At 58.5% G+C, this 18922-nt stretch carries 6 protein-coding genes (1 of these 6 running past the window's edge); all 6 read left to right on the forward strand.

All coding sequences use genetic code 11. The features are described from left to right. Window positions 1–9597, forward strand: partial view of an autotransporter-associated beta strand repeat-containing protein gene (locus tag AC3RLQ_RS30205; protein ID WP_493032636.1) — the 3' portion only. It extends 21840 nt beyond the left edge of the window; 9597 of the gene's 31437 nt are visible here — the last part of the coding sequence; the start codon falls outside the window, past its left edge; it ends in the stop codon at window positions 9595–9597. A 178-nt stretch (window positions 9598–9775) separates the two neighbouring features. Continuing rightward, window positions 9776–14827 carry a Verru_Chthon cassette protein A gene (gene vccA, locus AC3RLQ_RS30210; protein ID WP_493032638.1) on the forward strand — a complete coding sequence of 1684 codons (5052 nt, stop codon included), beginning with the start codon at window positions 9776–9778 and terminating at the stop codon, window positions 14825–14827. Window positions 14828–14869: 42 nt separating this feature from the next. After that, window positions 14870–15343, forward strand: coding sequence for a Verru_Chthon cassette protein B (gene vccB / locus AC3RLQ_RS30215; protein WP_493032640.1), 474 nt, complete (start codon window positions 14870–14872; stop codon window positions 15341–15343). A 12-nt stretch (window positions 15344–15355) separates the two neighbouring features. Next, window positions 15356–16567: a Verru_Chthon cassette protein C gene (gene vccC / locus AC3RLQ_RS30220; RefSeq protein WP_493032642.1), complete on the forward strand. Its 1212-nt coding sequence runs from the start codon at window positions 15356–15358 to the stop codon at window positions 16565–16567. 40 nt (window positions 16568–16607) lie between these two features. Next, window positions 16608–17342, forward strand: a complete 735-nt coding sequence (gene vccD / locus AC3RLQ_RS30225; protein ID WP_493032644.1) for a Verru_Chthon cassette protein D — start codon at window positions 16608–16610, stop codon at window positions 17340–17342. Window positions 17343–17425: 83 nt separating this feature from the next. Beyond that, window positions 17426–18883 (forward strand): IMP dehydrogenase, encoded by a 1458-nt coding sequence (guaB, locus tag AC3RLQ_RS30230; protein WP_493032646.1) that lies wholly within the window; start codon window positions 17426–17428, stop codon window positions 18881–18883. The last annotated feature ends 39 nt before the right edge of the window (window positions 18884–18922 follow it).

The following is an 18922-nucleotide window of genomic DNA, read 5'->3' on the forward strand; positions in this document are numbered from 1 at the left end:
GACTCCGCCGCGATCGTCATGAATGGTGGCCAGCTCACCCTTCAGGGCGTCGGCACGGCAGGCACGGAAAACTTCTCTGAAACCCTGGGGACTTTGTCCTTCGCGGGCGGTTCCAACCGCATCGTCTCTGAGCGGGCCACTTCAGCCTCCAACCTCCTGACCTTCGACAGCCTCGGCACCCGTGCTGCGGGATCCACCGCCATCTTCAATTCAATCCGTAGCAACACGGACCTCGGCGTCATCGCGCTCACCACCTCACCCACGACCCTCATCACCAACGGAAACGGCATCATTGGCGGCTGGGCGGTCCGCTCCACCTTGACCTCAGGTGTGCAGGCCTACGAATGGGCCACCGTGGCAACTCAGAACGTCAATGGTGTCAACGTCAACGCCATCACGGGGTACACTGGCTATACCGCGACGGGTACTAGTAACACCACCGCCATCGCAGGTTGGACCGCCACGCAAAATGTGAAGGTGCAAGCTTCCCAGGCTCCCACCGCCGCCATTGGCACCCGCACCGTCAACTCGCTCAATATTCAGAGCACCTCCGGCCTCACCATCAACATCAATCCCGTTAACATGGGCGGGGGCACCCTGATTGTTAACAGTGGGGGTATCCTCGCCACCCAGGCGACACATACCATTGCGAACGGCAAGCTCACTGCTGGCACCTACACCGGATCGCTCAATCCATACGAGTTGATCTTCCAGTTGCCGACCAACCAGCTCAACGTCTTCAGCGCTATTGTGGACAATGGTGGCAATGCGGTTTCCTTGGTGAAATCCGGGGCCAGCACCTTGGTGCTGAACCCGACCGTGAGCCTGGCTGTCGCCACCATGAACCCCAATAGCACGACCATCACGCTCAATGGCAACACCACTGCGGATCTCGCGGTTGGAGCCACGGTGACAGGATCGGGCATCCCGGCTGGCACCACAGTGGTGAGCTTCAATCCCGGCAATAACACGGTGGTCCTCTCCCAGAAACCCACTGCTTCCATCGCCACCACGCTGACCTTCGGGGTGTTCAACACCTACACGGGCAAGACCTACATCAATGACGGCGTGCTGCAGATCACCCGTGAAAGTGACCTGGGTTCAAATCCCACCGCGTATCAGGCTGACCAGCTCACCATCAACGGTGGGGTGCTGCGCGCCAGCACCAACCTGGTGTTCAACGATGCCAATCGTGGCATCACCCTGGGCGTCGCGGACGGTTTCTTCCGCGTGGCCACCAACAGCACGCTGACCATCGGCGCCGCCAACAGCATCGTTGGAAACGTCGGCAGCCTGATCTATGCTCCCGACAGCAGCAGTCTCGGTGTGTTGCTCATCGCAGGTAACAACAATCTCTCCGGCGGCCTGGAAACCATCGGCGCGCAGACGGCTAACACCGGCACGCTGGCCTCAACCTTCGTCACCGGCGGAACCACCGTCACGGTCACCACCACCGCAGGACTTGAAGTCGGGGCCACGGTCACCGGCAATGGCATCCCGGACGGCACGGTCATCACCAGGATCGTTGACGACACCACCATCGAGATTTCCCAGTTCGCAGTCGCGGATGGCACCAATCAAAACCTGGCATTCAATGGCTTCAATGCCGTCAAACTGACCGGCAACAACACCATCGGCTTCATCCGCATGATCGGGTCCACGATTGCCCTGCTTGGCAACAATACGCTTACGAGCGATATTTTGCTGACTTCCGGCATCCTGCGCCTGGGCGGCAGCAATCAGTTCAACGGCACCCTCACCAACAACGGCGGCGAAGTCCGTTTTGAGAGCAATACCGGCCTGGTCGGCACCACCGGCGGGGGCTATACCGTCGTCACCGATGGCACGATCAATCTGAACGGCTTCTCCACCACAGTGGCTAAAATCACCGGCACCGGCACGGTCACCAACAATGGCACCGCAGCCTCCAACCTCGTTGTCAATGCCTCCGACAACTTCACCTTTAATGGGGTGATCAGCGATGGAGCGGTCTCCTTCGGTGTCATGTCACTGACCAAAAATGGCAATGGCATTTTGACTCTGGCCAACGGCAATTCCTACTCAGGCCCTACCGTCATCAATGGCGGGGGGCTCCGCGTCTCCGATATTGGATTCGGTGGCCAAAACAGCAGCATCGGCAACTCTTCCAATGCTGCCGCCAACCTGGTCCTGAATGGTGGCACTCTGCGGTTTTTTAACAATAGCGCAAGCTTCACCGACCGCTCCTTCACACTCGGCACGGGTGACAGCGCCGGAGCCATCATCGCAGACGGCACTCTGATCGGTGCCACCTTGACCTTTGGCTACAATCTTAGCTCCCCCGCTGTGGCATTTACCGGCTCCGGCTCCCGCACCCTGACCCTGGGTGGAGCCAATCGTGGTGACAACCTCTTCAATCTGGTGCTGGGGGATGACACGGGTGGGCCGACCTCGCTCAACAAAATCGGCAACGGAACCTGGGTCCTTGGCGTCACCAATACTTACAAAGGCGAGACCATGGTCAATGCCGGTATTCTGGCAGCCACTGTGGACGGCGCTTTCGGTGCTTCGGGCGGCGCAGGCGTGATCATCGCTGGCGGCACCAACGCCAGCAACCTCATCGGCAATCAGAATGCCACCCTCGACCTGCGCAATGTGGCCTACAACACCGTGCAGACCATGTACCTCGCTGGCGGCACTCTGGCCACCACTGTGGGGAGCAGCTCATGGGCTGGCTCGGTTTTTGTCAATGCCAACTCCACCATCCTGGTGCAGCAGGGTTCGATTCTCAATCTCAAGGGATCTTTGGGCGGTGACGGCAGCGTCACGCAGATCGGCGGCGGCATGCTGATCCTTAGCGGCCAGGCAGATCCCACCACCCGCAATACTTTGAATTCTTCGTTCAATGTGCCCAACCACACGGTTCAGGCCGGCACTCTGCGCCTGGATTACACCACCAACAATTCCAGCAAGCTTGCAGACACTGGCGCTCTGGTTCTTGGTGGCAGCCGTTTTGGCGGCACCCTTGAACTGCTGGGCGGCTCCCATGTGGAAATCGTCGCCGGCGTCACGCTGGGTGCTGGGGACAACCGCGTCACGCGTCTGAGCGGCACTTCCATCCTGCGCATGAACGGCATCAGCCGGCAGGCAGGAGCGAAGATCAATTTTAGCGGCAATGACATCGCCAGCACCGACACCAACAACACGGTCGGGATTCTGGGCTCCTGGGCCACGGTCAGCGATTCGAGCTGGGCGACGAAGAGCTCCTTCAACGAATCGCTGGTCGATACGCTGAACACGACCGCTGGAGACCTCATGATCCGGGCCTACACCGACTACACCCGTAATGAGGTGGACAATGATTGGGTCCTCACCACGACCACTGGAAACATGGATTTCATCGCGAACACCATGCAGACAAATCGGTGGGCCAATACACTGCGCTTTAACAGCCCGGTGGGCGGCGGCGGAGTGAGCACGGTCACGCTCAACGGTGCCAACACCCTGCAGGGCGGGGCCATTCTCGTCTCCCCAAACATGGGCGGCAGCACGGCCCTGATCAATGGCATCGGCACGCTCTCCACCGGACGTGTGAGCACCACGGTCAATGACCTGCTGGTCATTCAGAACAACACCAGCGCTCCATTGGACATCTCCGCGTCCATCATCGACAACACCGCCAGCCGGGCGGACCGCACTGCAACGATAGCGACAGGCAGCAACCTCGTGCGCAACATCAGCTCGGCGGATCTTGCCGTGGGCATGCTCGTGACAGGATCTGGCATTGCTGCGGGAACCACCATCACCGCGCTGTCCTCGGTGGCCACAGTCAGCATCACCAGCACTTCCGGCAACAGCGTGTTCGTATCCGCCGTGCCATCCAATCTTTTCGTGGGAGCCACCCTGCTGGGCCGCACCGTGACCGCCATCAATGGAACAATCATCACGCTCGATGGGGCGCCGAATGAATCGATCTCCGCCACCACCACGCGGGAGTTCCAGACCAACACTATCACACTCAGCTCAAACACGTCGGCTTCGGTGACGGAAACCCTGCAGTTCAGCCAGGACCGTTCCGGCACCACCGCCGCCGGCAGCACGCTGGTTAGCGGGCTCAGCACCACAAATGGCACTGGCCTCAACGGCACCAATGGAACTACAGGCCTCTATGTGGGAATGAGAGTCTCCGGACTCGGCATCGTGGATGGAACAACCATCACATCGCTTTCAACTACCGCCACGGTCACCATCACCCAAACTTCCGGCAATAATGTGACAGTATCCAGCGTGCCGTCCAATCTATTGGTTGGAGCCACACTGCTTGGGCGCACCGTGATTGCCATCAACGGCACAACACTAACGCTTGACGGAACTCCTAATGAAACAATTTCCAGCTCGACCGACCGAAATTTCCAGACCAATACCATCACCCTCAGCAATGCCGCCATTGCAGGAGCTGGAGCCGGCACTCTGACGTTCTCACAGGTGACCGGCTTGGACAAGACAGGCCTGGGCAATCTGATTCTCTCCGGCATGAATCTCTACACCGGCGTCACCACCCTGAATGCAGGTGTCACCACCATCCAGTCTCTGGGGGTTGAAGGCTATACTTCCGGCACGCAGCTGATCACGAACCTCACCTCGCTGGGCCGCACGCTCACTCTCGCCAATACCAGCGGTTTGACCCTTGGAACCGTCGTCACCGGCAGTGCACTCCCCTCAGGTGTCACCATCACTGCCATCAACAGCACGACCACCGTGACCTTGTCCAATGGCGCGCTCATCACCACCACTGGTGCCAACCTGAACTTTGATAGCAGCGGCGTGGCAGCGAAATCTGGCACGATTTCAGCCACAACCACAGCTGGCAGTGCCACGATCACCGTCCCCGGCGGCACTGCCGGGCTCAGTGTTGGCCAGACCGTCACTGGTTCCGGGGTGATTCCCACCAACGGCGGAACGGTGGTCATCCTCTCCATTGTCAACGGCACCACCATCACCATTGGCGTGATCGACCCAGGTGGCAATGCCCTGACAAACGCGCTTACCAGCGGCACCACCAATCTCACCTTTGGCAGCCCCAACCTCCTCGCCCCCGGCACAACACTTGCCACCAACACTCAAAGCGGTGCACGTATCACGGTGGGCAGCACTCTCGGATTGACCGTCGGGCAGACGATTACCGGCAACGGCATCCCCGGAGGCTCCACCATCCTGCGGATTCTGGATCAAAACACGATCGAGATCTCCAACCCCGTCACCACCACCGGCCAGAACAACCTCACCTTTGGCGCCAGCACCAGCATCGGTGCGACGCTCATCGCCTCCACGACCAATGGCAGTTCCATGGTCACCGTGCCTACCACTGCCAATTTGAGTGTGGGAGAGCTGGTCTCGGGTCCCGGCATCCCCTTGGGCGCCACGATTACCAAAATCGTCGACGGCACCACCATTTACATCTCCGTGGCGGCGATCTCCTCCGGTTCCAACACCCTCGTGTTTGCCGGTCCTGCTTCCAGCCTGGGCGCCTCCCGCAATACCGTCTCCAATCTGGTGTTCAACGGCGGCACGCTTCAATTCAACGGCACCGACGCCAGCTCGGACCGTGGATTCACCATCAATCAGACCGCAGTGTGGGATGTGGGCAACGCGTACACGGTGCTGACCATGGGCGGCAACTACACCACCCCCGGCAATCAGGATGATTACGGCATTGTCAAAATCGGTGCTGGCACGCTGGCTTTGCTCGGAACTTCTTTCGGCGGCTACGGCATCAATTCCCTCGTGGTGGGCGACGGCACACTCAAGCTCTCGCCTGCATTCAACGATCAGTACATCCGCAACGATGTGGGATCCCTGACCATGGCCGGCGGCACGCTCGATATTCAGAGCATCGCCGGCCGCAACACCACGCAGAACATCATCGGCACTCTGAACATCGCCGAGGGGTCTTCCAGGATCCGTGTGACTGGCACCACCGGCGCCGCCACCTTCCTCAATCTGCAGGACGTCAACAATCCTTCAGGTATCAATTATGAAAAGGGTGGCAACGTGCTCTTTGAAGTGAATGGCGGTGCCTTGCTGGCTCAGATCACCGTCGCCGGCACCGCATTTATTGACGTCGGTGTTCTCATGCCCCGCGCCCTGTTCACCATCAACAGCACTCTCAACCCCGGCGTGAACAACTTTGCCTTTGTCGACTCCGCCACCAACATCCTGACCGGCTCGGATATCAAAGGTTCGCATACGTTCAAATCCAATCCCGCCGACTGGGTTGTCACTCACAACATCTCTGATGGTACCCTGCTGGAAGAGTCGTTCTCTGGCAGCACAGTGTCCGGTGCTTCAGTGAACACGATTCTGCTGACCAACAACGCAATTTCCACAGCAGGGGATATTGACCTGCTCTCCACGGATCCCACGCTGGTGAAGCGCGTTCCAGGTGTTGATCGTCTGCAGGTCGGAGAACTGGTCCGTGGCAATGGCATTGTCGACGGCACCTACATCACCGCCATTGATGTGGCCAATAACACCATCACTCTGAGCCAGGCCCCCACGCTCTCAGGTTCTGCGGTCACCTTGTACGCCTTCTCCAATGCCTTTGTCTCCGGCACCATTACCAACGGCAGCGCTACCATCACGAACATCAATGATCCACGTCTGAAGGTGGGAATGATGATCGCCGGGCCGGGCATCCCGGCGGGTGCAGTCATTGACTTTGTGGATGTGGGCAACCATACCATCACGCTTACCGTTTCCGCATACCAGAGCGGCACCGATGTGTCCTTGTACTCTGAAAACCTGGCCACCGTCCCGCTGGCTCTCAATTCCAGCACCGTCACCATCACAGACACTCTCACCATTGCCAGCGGTGCCATTCTGCAATCCACCCACTCAGGCACCCATGTGAACTCCATCGTCGGCGGTGTCCTGACCAGCGGCTTGGTGAACAAGGATGGAACCACCGCAGACCTCATCCTCTACAATTGGAATCCGCTGACGGCCTTGACCATCAGCTCATCCATTGCCAACAACACCGCCGCCGGGCTGCTCGTCAATCTGGTGCTCAGCGGAAACGGCACCACAGCACTCTCCGGCACCAACACCTACACTGGCACCACCTACCTGCAGGGTGGCGTCTTGCGCCTGGATTCCGCAGGTGCGCTGCCTGCCAACAGCCATCTCCGCATCGACGGCGGTGTGGTGGGGCTCAATTCAGGTGACTTCACCCGCAGCCTTGGCACCGGCAGCACTCAGGTGGACTGGACCAGCAGCGGTGGCTTTGCCGCCTACACCACGACCCGCACCGTCAATATCGGCGGCAGTTTCGCCACTCTTGTGTGGGGATTGAATGGTTTCGTGCCGGACAATGACTCCCTCATCCTCGGCGCCCAGGACTCTGACAGCACGGTGAACTTCGCCAATGGCATTGATCTTGGCCGCAAGTCCCATATGGTGGAAGTCATCAGCGGTCGCGGCCCTGTCTACTCGTCGCCATCAGCTGGGACGTTGATTCCTGACGCCATCATCTCAGGAGTGATCTCCGGCAGCGACGGCCGACTGGTCAAAGGTGGCAACGGCGTGCTGAGCCTGGCTGCGAACAACACCTACGCCGGTGGCACTTCGCTCGCCGAAGGCACGCTCATCGCGCAGCAAAACGGATCCTTGGGCAGCGGAGGGGTCGAAGTCGGCACCACCACTGACACACGCACTTCCGACAAGGCGCTGACCCTCGTCTTCAATGGCAGCACCCTTTCCAACGGGGTGACATTCGGCAACGTGAACAACGACGGTATTTCGGTCCTCAGCACCACCGCCTCTTCCACGACGGTCAGTGGCGCTGTGACAATCAACCGCACGGTCGGCGGCAATGTGTTCCTCTCCGAAAACACCGGTTCCACGGTGACTTATAATGGCGGCATTTCAGGTCAGGGCGGCATCACGGTCATCGGTGGGGGCACTGTGGTTCTCTCATCTGCCAACACCTATGGTTCACAGACGGGCGCCTCGGGTGCCGACATCACTGGCGGAACGGTGATCCGCTCCGGCACGCTGGTTCTCACAAACGCTGCGGCGCTCGGGCAGACCACCACCCTCGAACTGGGTGATAAGAGCTTCGCAGCGGATTCGTTCAACTTTTCATTGCTGGCAGATTACGCCACCGCAGGGGCCTCCTTGCTCGGGGTGGAGCGCGACACCTCCATCGTGGTCCCCAATGTCAGTGGTTATGGTGGTGCGTTCGTGGCCACTGGTGGCGGGCATATTGTTTCTAATCTTCCGGATAGTGGTGACGGTGCTTTCTACTATGTCAGCCGCACCATTGACGGCTTCACCTTCAGCTCCGCTGACATCGGCAAAACCATTCTTGTGAAAGATGAGATTGACCATCCTGAGCGCAACGGGGTTTACACGATCACACAGATCAATGACGACCTCACCATGAACCTGGCTCGCTTGTCTGGTTCTTATGATCCCAACAGCAATCTGGCCTATGGCGTCCAGGTCTCTGTGGATAAAGGATCCTCGGCTGGCCAGACCTACTTCATGGCGGCACCGAGCGTGACCAATGTCAATGGGGTGGGCACGGATCCTGTCCACTGGCTGCTGGACCAGAGCAATGCCAACGTCACCCTTCAGATCAACAACGCGGCGATCACCACGGTCACGCAGAACATTGACATCAATTACAATGGAGTGGGAACCACCACCATTGCTTCAGCCAATGCGGTGAATTTCACCGGAAACGTGACCCTGCAGGACCTCCTCCAATATGGAACTATTGATTCCAAAGAGCTGACAATTGCATCCACCACGCCGAATTCGGGGACGGGAATCACCTTCTCCGGCACCATCAGTGAGGCCAACGGTCTTGAAGACACGCTCTATGTGAACAAAACGGGCTCAGGCGTGGCTACCTTTTCTGGCAGCAACACCTACCACGGTGATACCACGGTGACGGCCGGGACCTTGCTGGTGAACAACAGCACCGGCTCCGGCACGGGCTTCGGCAGCGTGGTGGTCAAGTCCGGTGCCACACTTGGCGGCACAGGCAGCATTGCCCCCGCCGGCGGCCATGGACTCACGGTAAGCGCCGGAGCCACCCTGATGGTCGGCACCATTGGCCACACCACAGCCAGCCAGCTCAGCGTGAACCTTGATTCAACTGTGCTGCCAGGTTTTGCCACCCTGGCCAGCGGCTCCACATTGAAGCTGAATCTTTTCCTCAACCAAGGCTCTACCACCACGACTGAAGCTGACCGCCTTGTTTTCAGCGATGTCGGAGGCGCCTCCCAGATCACCATCAGTGGGGCAACATTGAACGTGAGCATCGGTGCGGGCAGTTCCTTGGTTTCCACCAGCTTCAACACGGGTGACAGCTGGAAGCTCATTGACTGGGGTGGCCTCACACCGACCGGCACTTTCGCCAATCTCTCCGGCAGCACTTCGACCGATTTCATTGACCTGCCCACCCTGGGTGCAGGCAAGTTCTGGGATATCAGCAACTTGTACACCACGGGTATCATCGTGGTGGCAGTGCCAGAGCCCGGCCGCTTGTTGCTGCTGCTCCTCGGAGTTATGGCATTGGGCTGGCGTCGCCGCCGCAGACTGGCTGTCTGAGTCAGACTGCGCCCGGCCTGCTGAGAAAAAGCTCAGTGCCGCCTTTGTGTTTACATGATAAATACCTTGTCAGGTTGATGCGATTTTATTATTATCGCTTCATAAATCAGTAATTTACCAGGAGCTAATCATGAATGCTGCAACATTAGTCGCAAATTGGAACAGACGCAGGAAGGCCATGGCTTTAGTCATGGTGGTCACCACCGTGGCTTTGATGTCCATGCTTGTGGTCGCTATATTTTCAGTCACTCGCACGGAATACAAAGCCAGCCAGAGCTATGTGGCCTCTCGTAGCGCCAAGCAGCTTGCGGATCTCGCTGTCGTATTCACCGAGGCGCAGCTGCAAAATGCCCAGAATTCCGTCACGGGCTCCTTCAGCCGCACCATCCATGCCACCCAGCCTGGCATGGCGCGTGTCTATCAGGCCAATGGTGATTTTGTGCGTGCTCACAAGCTCTATTCCAGCTCGCAGATGGTCATCACCAGCTCCAATGAAGCGGATATTTTCAGCAGCACCAATCAAATCCCTCAAGACTGGAACGCGACGCAAAACGCCGCTCGCTATGTGGATTTGAACGATCCGATCGTACGCCCCGGCCTCGCCACTGGCACCATGGCCCTCTATTTCCCGATCATTGACCCCCGTGCTGCTTACAACGGAACCAACCCGGACAATGGGCGGACAATGGTTGCCGTGGAAGGGTTCACATACACCAAGTCCACCCCCACCATCACCGGGGCCGGTGGAACGGTGACCTACAATGAAGTGGTGCTGCCTTCGGATGTTGGCACTGAACCCAACAAACTGCGCCTCCCCATGCCGGTCGAGTGGATCTACGTCCTGCGGGACGGCACCACCGGCGCGCTTGACGCCAGCAACAAGTTCATCAGTGCCGACGGTGCGACAACCCCCAGCGCCAGCAATCCCATCGTTGGACGCGTTGCTTTCTGGACCGATGACGAATCCTGCAAAGTCAATGTCAACACGGCATCCGAACCCACCTTTTTTGCCCCACCCTACTTTTACCACCAGCGTGATTCCAAGTGGGCCAATTTCCCCGGCACTGCAGGCGAGTACCAGCGTTATCCTGGTCATCCCGCCACGGTGGCTTTGAGCACGGTGCTCGCACCCGGGGTGGATCTGGACGTCTACGCGCGCAATGCCAATGTCACCAACATCACCCAGACCAAGGACGCCATTTACTCGCTGATCCCCAAGATTGCCACCGGGGGGTCCTCGTCCGGCACCAAGCCGTTCGTCAGAGATGCCTTTTCCGGCAGCAATGGTGAACTGGCTGTCGCTTCCAGCGGCGACACTGTCCAGGCAAGAAAAGAAAGACTCTTCGCCAGCGTGGATGAAATGCTGTTTGCGGACGGCACCAATGACAACGCCTACAATTACAACAGCAATCTGGGCCGGGTGGCCACCAGCATTCCGCTGCCAGGCCAGAGCTCGCGCTATTTGTTTGATCATGACACGCTCGAACGATCCAGGTTTTTCCTGACTGCAAACAGCCGGTCTCCTGAGTTCAGCATTCATGGTCTGCCACGCATCGCCATGTGGCCGGTGGCAGACGAAGGGCTGGGACAGCAGCGTCGCACCAGCTTCGACACCATGATCGCCCTGTGTTCCACGCTCCGTGGCAGGACTGCCGGTGCCGCAGTGGCCAACAGCTATATTTTCCGCCGTGCCCAGCCCCATCATCCAACCCACGACGTGACCGGCTCTTCATCGGATTACGGTGGTTCCACCGGGCTGACACGCAACAACACCCTGCTCAATTATCTCTATGCTGAGATGACGACCTTGCAGTTTCCCCAGACTTCCTCGCTCGGCAGCAGCAATAATTTCGGCCAGAAATACGGCACCGACAATGCCGCCCAGCTGGCCATCCAGTTCTTTGACTACATCCGCTGCACCAATCTCTATGACGGAGTCATGGCACGCAACAATGATGGGATGTCTGGCTACAACTCCGGCAACCCTCCCCAACCCATCACCGGCACTCCGCTTTACCTGCAGAGGGACAACATTGCCACCTCCCGCTTCACCTACACGGAGCAGCGCATCACCCGCCGCGCGTCGGGCAGTTTAAATGATGGCACGCAGACGCAGATTGGCAGTTCTCTGATCACTGCCGATCAATATGTGTTTCCTGGTCATGGCCAGGTTTCTCCGGCTCGATGGACATCACCGGGCGGTCGGACCGTGCAGGGCATGGGCCGCATGTTCACCATTTCAGAAATCGGTTTCCAGTTCATCTGCACGGCGGATGGCATGAATGATCCGGTTTACGCGGTGAACACTGGCGGTGTGTTGAGCGGTGGTGGCAGCGCCCCCAAGGCGCTCTCCACCCGTGAAAGCAGTGCGGCCCCCAGCAGCAACCCAGGTGGCGCTCCTGCCACCTGGCTTCCACCACAGATGCCTCCGCACACCCCGCCCTGGCTGGGCTACAACCGCTGGTATTCCAATTTCCCTCCGCTGTCGGCTCCCTACGGCAACGGCACGCTCTACGGTTGCAATCCCACCATTGCAAACCGTCACCCCTCGCTTCATCCAGGTTACAATCCGGCCAACTGGAACATGACCTTGGATCTCAACACGCCCCTGAAACCCAATGAAAAACGCGTGCAGGCCATGCTGATGCTGGAGTTCTTCTGCCCCATGTCCGGCTGGACCAAGATGTTCCCGGAATGGGCCATTACTCTGGAAGGGGATTTCCTGCGTGCCATCACGCTGAATGGACAGTCGCTTTTTCCCTCATCGCAGACAGTGATCGTCAAATCCAACGGCAACGTCTACGAGGCCTTTGACTGCTACTCCATGGGCGGCCATGTGGGTCCCACTGCCATCGCTGGCGGCCGGGCCGGTCCAGGCTGGGGCACGACCCTAATCGGTGACGACACCAATCCCTACGTCTCCGGCACTGCCCGCTCCACAGACACCAGCCGCTATCTTGCCAATCCCGGCTCCGGCAGTAACGGCCATGACGGTTTGAACAACTGGGGCCTGATCAGCCAGTTCATTACCGTGAACCGTGACCAACCGATGGTTTTGGCCTTCGGTAACCGCGATTTGCTCATCAGAATCTATGACTCTCACGCCAAAGCCGGAAACAACGGCCAGGAGTGCCAGAGCATCAGCGTTTCGTTTGATGGCGCCTCTCTGCCTGTCCCTGCTCTGGTCTATTCCTCCAACGAAAGACGTGTCGGCCAAAACGGCCCGCCGCTGACTGATCCGGCCAACAAAAATGAGATAGATTATTATTTCTACATCGACTCTTATGGCCGGGACACCTATCGCCGCTCCACTCAAGCTCCTCATTGGTGGTGCTTCAATCGCATGGGCTGCCTCAATCGCATGTCCGGCACCCCCAATCTGGCCTACCGCGGCACCGCCAATCCCCCGTTGTACCCAGCTGCCCCCAACTTCTATACCGCCTTCAATTCCAGCGATGATCAGGTATGCACCGGACGTCTGGACACCGAGTCTCGATTTGCCAACGTCACTGGCGGAACGATCAATTTTGACAACGGCGGAAGAGTCGGCTTGAGCCTCATCCCACCCGAGGCGACCGTCACCTCCAGTGGTGCCACCATTTATGACACGAATGGCAATCCTTGGTCAGGCTCGGATGTCATCCGCACCTTCGTCCCTGCCGTGGGAGACTATCGCCTGCCTGCAGCACGCTACAATGTGCCCAGCACCATGTGGATGCGCCATCCGCTCTGGCAGGCGGTTGATTCCCTGCCGCCGCTCAATCAGCCCCGCAGCATTCACTCATTCACCACACACGTCACCACCACGGAGCCAGGTTGCATTTTGCCGACTGCCGCTGCGATGACCAGATTTCCTAATCTGGGGCTGAACAGAGACCAGCAGCTCGTAGCTGGAGTTACTTACGGTGATGCGCGCATTCCCGACCTGCCACCAGACAATGGCTGGGCGGCTACAGCCAACGCCTACGGCGACTATGACAACGGAATCGCCAATGCTCGTGATGGCGCCTATGTGAACAAGCCGGACGAAGGCAACTTCTACGCAGGAAATTTCACCCGCTACAACTCGACCCAGTTCTATCGTTCCGGCTACTTCTACGAGCCTTGGCACAACAGCGATGACTGGCGCACCGGCATTTACATGACCCCGAATCGCATCGTGTCTTCCCCTGTGATGTTTGGCTCACTGCCTACCGGCGTCTGGTCAGGTGGCAATGTCGGCACCAGTGCGATCTCCGGTGGCGTGACTTATTCCGAGGGCAAACCCTGGCAGACGCTTCTGTTCAGGCCTCATGCCAGCTCCAACGCCAACTACGGCAAAGGGGTCAGTCCTGGCCACCCGGGTGACAACAATCCCCGAGACCACTACCTGCTCGATCTCTTCTTTATGCCCGTGGTTGAGCCTTATGCCATCAGCGAGCCTCTTTCCACCGCTGGCCGCATCAACCTCAACTACCAGATCGTGCCCTTCACCAACATCACCCGTGCCACCGGCATGCATGCCGTGATGAAAGGCGAGTTCATGACCACCATTCCTGCTACTGACACCGAGAACGCCAAAACCTACCAGGCTGCCGCCACTTCCTCGATGTGGAGCAATTCGGGGGACCGCTTCTGGGATGAGAGCACCAACGGGAAGTACTGGCACCGCCCCATTGATGTCACCAAGACCTTGTATCAGTTTGACCAGAAGTTCCAGCATTCTGCCACGGGCACCAATCATGCGCTCAACCGCTACCGGGGTCTCTTCCGCAGCCCCAGCCAGATCTGCGAAATTCATCTGATTCCTGATGTCAGCCAGGGAGCCTCATCCGGTGGGGAAACACTCGGCAGTATTTCCAACATCACTGCAAACACCAGCGGCACCAACTTGCAGTCTGTGATGGAGCAGTTCTGGCAGAGCCATCCTGGAACCGGGGACAACACACGTGAACGCCCCTATTCCAACATCTACGCCCGTGTCACCACGCGCAGCAACACCTTCCGTGTTCACATGCGGGCGCAGGTCATCACCAAGGCGCGTTCCACGGCTGCGGATACCATGGACCCTGCCAAGGATGCCGTTCTCGGCGAATACCGTGGGTCCGCGCTGATTGAGCGTTACATTGACCCCACAGACGTGGCCAATCCTCTGCCTGATTATGGTGCTGCCTCCAACCCCCTGGGTGAAAAGCCCTTGGACACTTTCTACAAGTTCCGCACGCTGGAAAGCAAGCGTTTCAGCCCCTGATGATCTGCCAGTTGATCCCTTGGGCCCTACCTCTCTTTTCATATGAAACATCTCACTAAATCCCGCTCACAGGCTGGTTTCTCACTGGTCGAGGTCACGCTCGCTGTGGCCATTGCGGCTCTTGCCATCATCACGCTCCTGGGACTCCTGCCCCAGGGGCTCGATATGGCGCGCAAGACGTCGCTGATGATTAATGACAGCAACATTTTGGAGCAAATCACGCATGACATGGAGAATGCCTCCTTTGATTTGCTGCCGAATGCGACAGTAAAAAAGTACTACAACGATCAAGGACGTGAGGTCGCGCAGGATGCCACGGATCTTGCTTACGTTGTGGAGATTGAACCGCAGCAGGTGGTGGCGCTGCCCAAAGCCGAGAAGACCCAGCCTTACCTGAAGCGCATGGTGATCAAGATCGCTGCGACAAGTTCGCCAGGTTTTGTCTTCGCGCCCCTTAACAGCAATACCACTTCTCCTTATGTCACCTTCAATCAGTTGATCGCTAAAACCCGCTGATTTATCCCTGCCATGAAGCTTCCCGCCTTTTCATCACATCCTCGGTCGCGTCTCTGCTCTCGGCCGGTTAATGGACGTGCTTTTACGCTGATTGAACTGCTCGTTTCAGTGACCTTTCTGGTGATCTTGATGCTCGTCGTCTCGCAGGTCATCGGCATCGTTCAGCGCACCTGGGTGCGTGCCAATTCCCGTGTCTCACAGTTTCGTGAAGCACGCCAGGCATTCGATACACTCTCTCGCTCAATCTCCCAGGCCACTCTCAACAACTACTGGGACAACGAATTTGACGCCGTGGGTACGGATGCTGCGGGGCAGCAGATCACCCTGGCCAAAGACTACTTCAGGCAGTCGGAACTTCAGTTTGTCTGTGGCCCCACCAGCAGGGTGATTCCTGCCGCTGCAGGCAACTCACAGAACTATCCGGGCCACGCTGTTTTTTTCCAGGCTCCCTTGGGAATCGCAAGTCTGGTGGCGACAACTGGACAGGGAGGCGCCAACCAGCCCGTCAATACCGAAAACATGGTCAACCTCCTCTGTGGCCGGGGATATTTTGTGGAATGGGGGACGGATGCGTCATTTCGCCCGGCGTTTCTTGATCAGCTCAACAATGCTGTCCCGGTGCGCAGCCGGCTTCGCCTGATGGAATACAGTCCCACCGCCGAAAAGAACCGGATTTATGACACTAATCTGCGGCCGATCACCTCCCACTCCATGGAATGGTATCAGGATGTGCTGAACACCGAGGTTCAAAACGCTCAAGAGACCGCTCAAACGCGTGCATTCACGCGGCCAATTGCCGAGAACATCATTGCCCTTGTGATTTCTCCGCAGATTGAGGTCACTGGCAACACGACTGTGGCTCCTTATGCCATCGCTCCTCTGTACATCTATGATTCAACCTTGAAAGTGAATCCTGGAGCTTCGCCAATCAATGCCAGCCCGCAGGGAACTCAGCACCTGCTCCCGCCGCTTCTCAAGGTCAGCATGGTCGCCTTGGATGAACGGTCAGGAGAGTTTCTTGCACGCGAAGAAAACAGCCAGATGCGGACGCAGTTGCTTACGGCCATTGCAGGCAAGCTCCAAAATGCCGCGAGCTTGGTCGAAGAGCTTGATGGGGCCCAAGGCAAGACGGGCACGCTGGTTCAGCTCCTGCTTGATCAAAAGCTCAATTATCGAATATTCAGCACCACCATCGCTCTCAAGCAGGCCCGCTGGAGCTTCTGATGGCAGCCTTCTTAGCTCTTAAACCCGGCCCATTTATTCTATGATTCACTCCCCATACTCTGAGCGGCAGGCCAGGCGGGCCTTCAGCTTGATCGAGATGCTTGTCGTGATCGCCATCATCGCGATGATCATGGCTTCTGCCACTCCCGCTTTGATGCGCACCATGCAGGCCACTCGGCTGGCAACCACGGGGGATTCCATCATGGGGGCCATCACTGAAGCCAAGCAGCTGGCTTACGCACAGAGTGTTCCCGTTGAACTGAGGTTTTTCAAACACCCCGACCAGGATTTTCCCGGCTCCACCGTGCAGCTGTTCCGGTCTTACCAGATGTTTAAAATTGTGACGCTGACACAAGGCGTGGGCGCGAGTGCACAGGTCTCGGAGTCAGTGGTGCCGGTCGGCACCTTGTACAAACTGTCTGACGGCATCATCATCGCGGCGGGGCTGGATCTGTCCCCGCTCCTGAACGGGGCGGGCGGTGCGTCCCTCGATGACGTCAAGCCAAACGCTGGAGGTGGTGGTCCGGGCTATTCCGGCGTGGCCAATGCCAAATACAATGCCATTCGCTTCATGCCAGACGGTTCGTGCCGAAAAGTCAACGCCCAGCTGGGCGGTTTTTCGCAGCTCGATTACGGCACCCTGCCGCTTAGCTTTTTCACCATCACCTACAACAGCGGCGCGGACGTCACAGCAGGGAATCTGCCCAAAAACTTTTACACCATTCAGATTGATCCCTACACGGGCAAAGCGCGCAACTATCGCCCTGGCTTCTAGTTCTTGCTGCAGGGAAGTGGCGGTCCGTTTCAAACTGCCCAATTTTCTGCATGACAGCCGCCTGATCGTCGCTTGAATGGCGTATGGGTGAACTGCCTTCTCTTGCTTTAAGTTTCGATGACGTCCTTGTCCTCCCCGGACTGAGCCAGGTGCTGCCTGGAGATGTCAATGTTTCCACTAAACTGGCCGCCATCGGTCTCAATGTGCCGATTCTCTCGTCGGCCATGGACACCGTCACGGAGTCCGAACTCGCCATCGCCCTCGCACGTGAGGGTGGTCTCGGTGTCATTCACCGGAACTGCCCCATCGATCAGCAGGCGGAGCACGTGGCCCGGGTGAAGCGCTCGGAAAACACCGTCATCCAGCAGCCGCACACCGTCTCCCCTGAGACACGTCTGGGTGAAGTGCAGCGTCTGATGCACGAAAAGGGCGTCAGCGGCTTTCCAGTGGTGGATGCGCAGGGCAAACTGGCCGGCATGGTCACCAGCCGTGACATGTGGTACATCGAAGACGAAAACACCCCCGTTTCGGCCATCATGACGCCGCGTGAGAAGCTCTCTGTCGGCACCCCCCAGACCAGCTTTGAGGATGCGCTGAAAATTCTCTACACGCACCGCATCGAAAAACTCCCGCTCGTCGATTCCAACGGCCAGCTCGCCGGCCTGATCACCAAGCAGGACATCGTAAAGCGCCAGATGTTTACCAATGCCGCCAAAGACGCCAACGGCCAGCTCCGCGTAGGTGCCGCCGTCGGCGTGGGTGAGGATTGCGTGGATCGTGGCCTCGCCATGCAGGCTGCCGGTGCAGATGCCGTCTTCATTGATGCCGCCACGGGCCACACTACCCGCGTCATGCAGGTCATCGCCCGCCTGCGGGAGGCCCTCGGTTCCACCATGCCCATCGTCGCTGGCAACGTCGTCACCGCCGAAGGCGCGCGTGATCTCGTCAAAGCTGGCGCTTCCGCTGTCAAAGTCGGCGTCGGCCCCGGCTCCATCTGCACCACGCGCATCATCTCGGGCGTGGGCATGCCGCAGTTCACTGCCGTCCAGGAAGTCGCTGAAGTCTGCCGTGCAGCAGGCGTCACCGTCATTGCCGATGGCGGCATTCGTTACTCCGGAGACATCGTCAAAGCCCTCGCCGCTGGTGCGGACTTCGTCATGCTCGGCTCCTTGCTGGCCGGCACCGCAGAAAGCCCCGGCAACATGGTCAAATGGCAGGGCCGCACCTTCAAGGAATACCGCGGCATGGGCAGTCTCAAAGCCATGCGCAAAGGTGCAGGCGACCGCTACGGCCAGAACTCCTCCGGCAAGCTCGTTCCCGAAGGCGTGGAAGCCCGCGTGCCCTACAAAGGCCCGCTCGCAGACGTCGTCTTCCAGCTTATCGGTGGCCTTCGCTCAGGCATGGGCTACGTCGGTGCCAACACCCTCGATGAACTGCGTGCCAAAGCCCGCTTCGTTCGCATCACTGCCGGTGGCCTCAAGGAAAGCCACCCGCACGATGTCGTCATCACCGAAGAACCGGTCAACTACGAGCCTCATTGATCCATCAGGCGTCCGGTTCCTCATTCTGCATTTGCCCCC

This window comes from Prosthecobacter sp. GW821-HT29F12 (assembly GCF_058803405.1).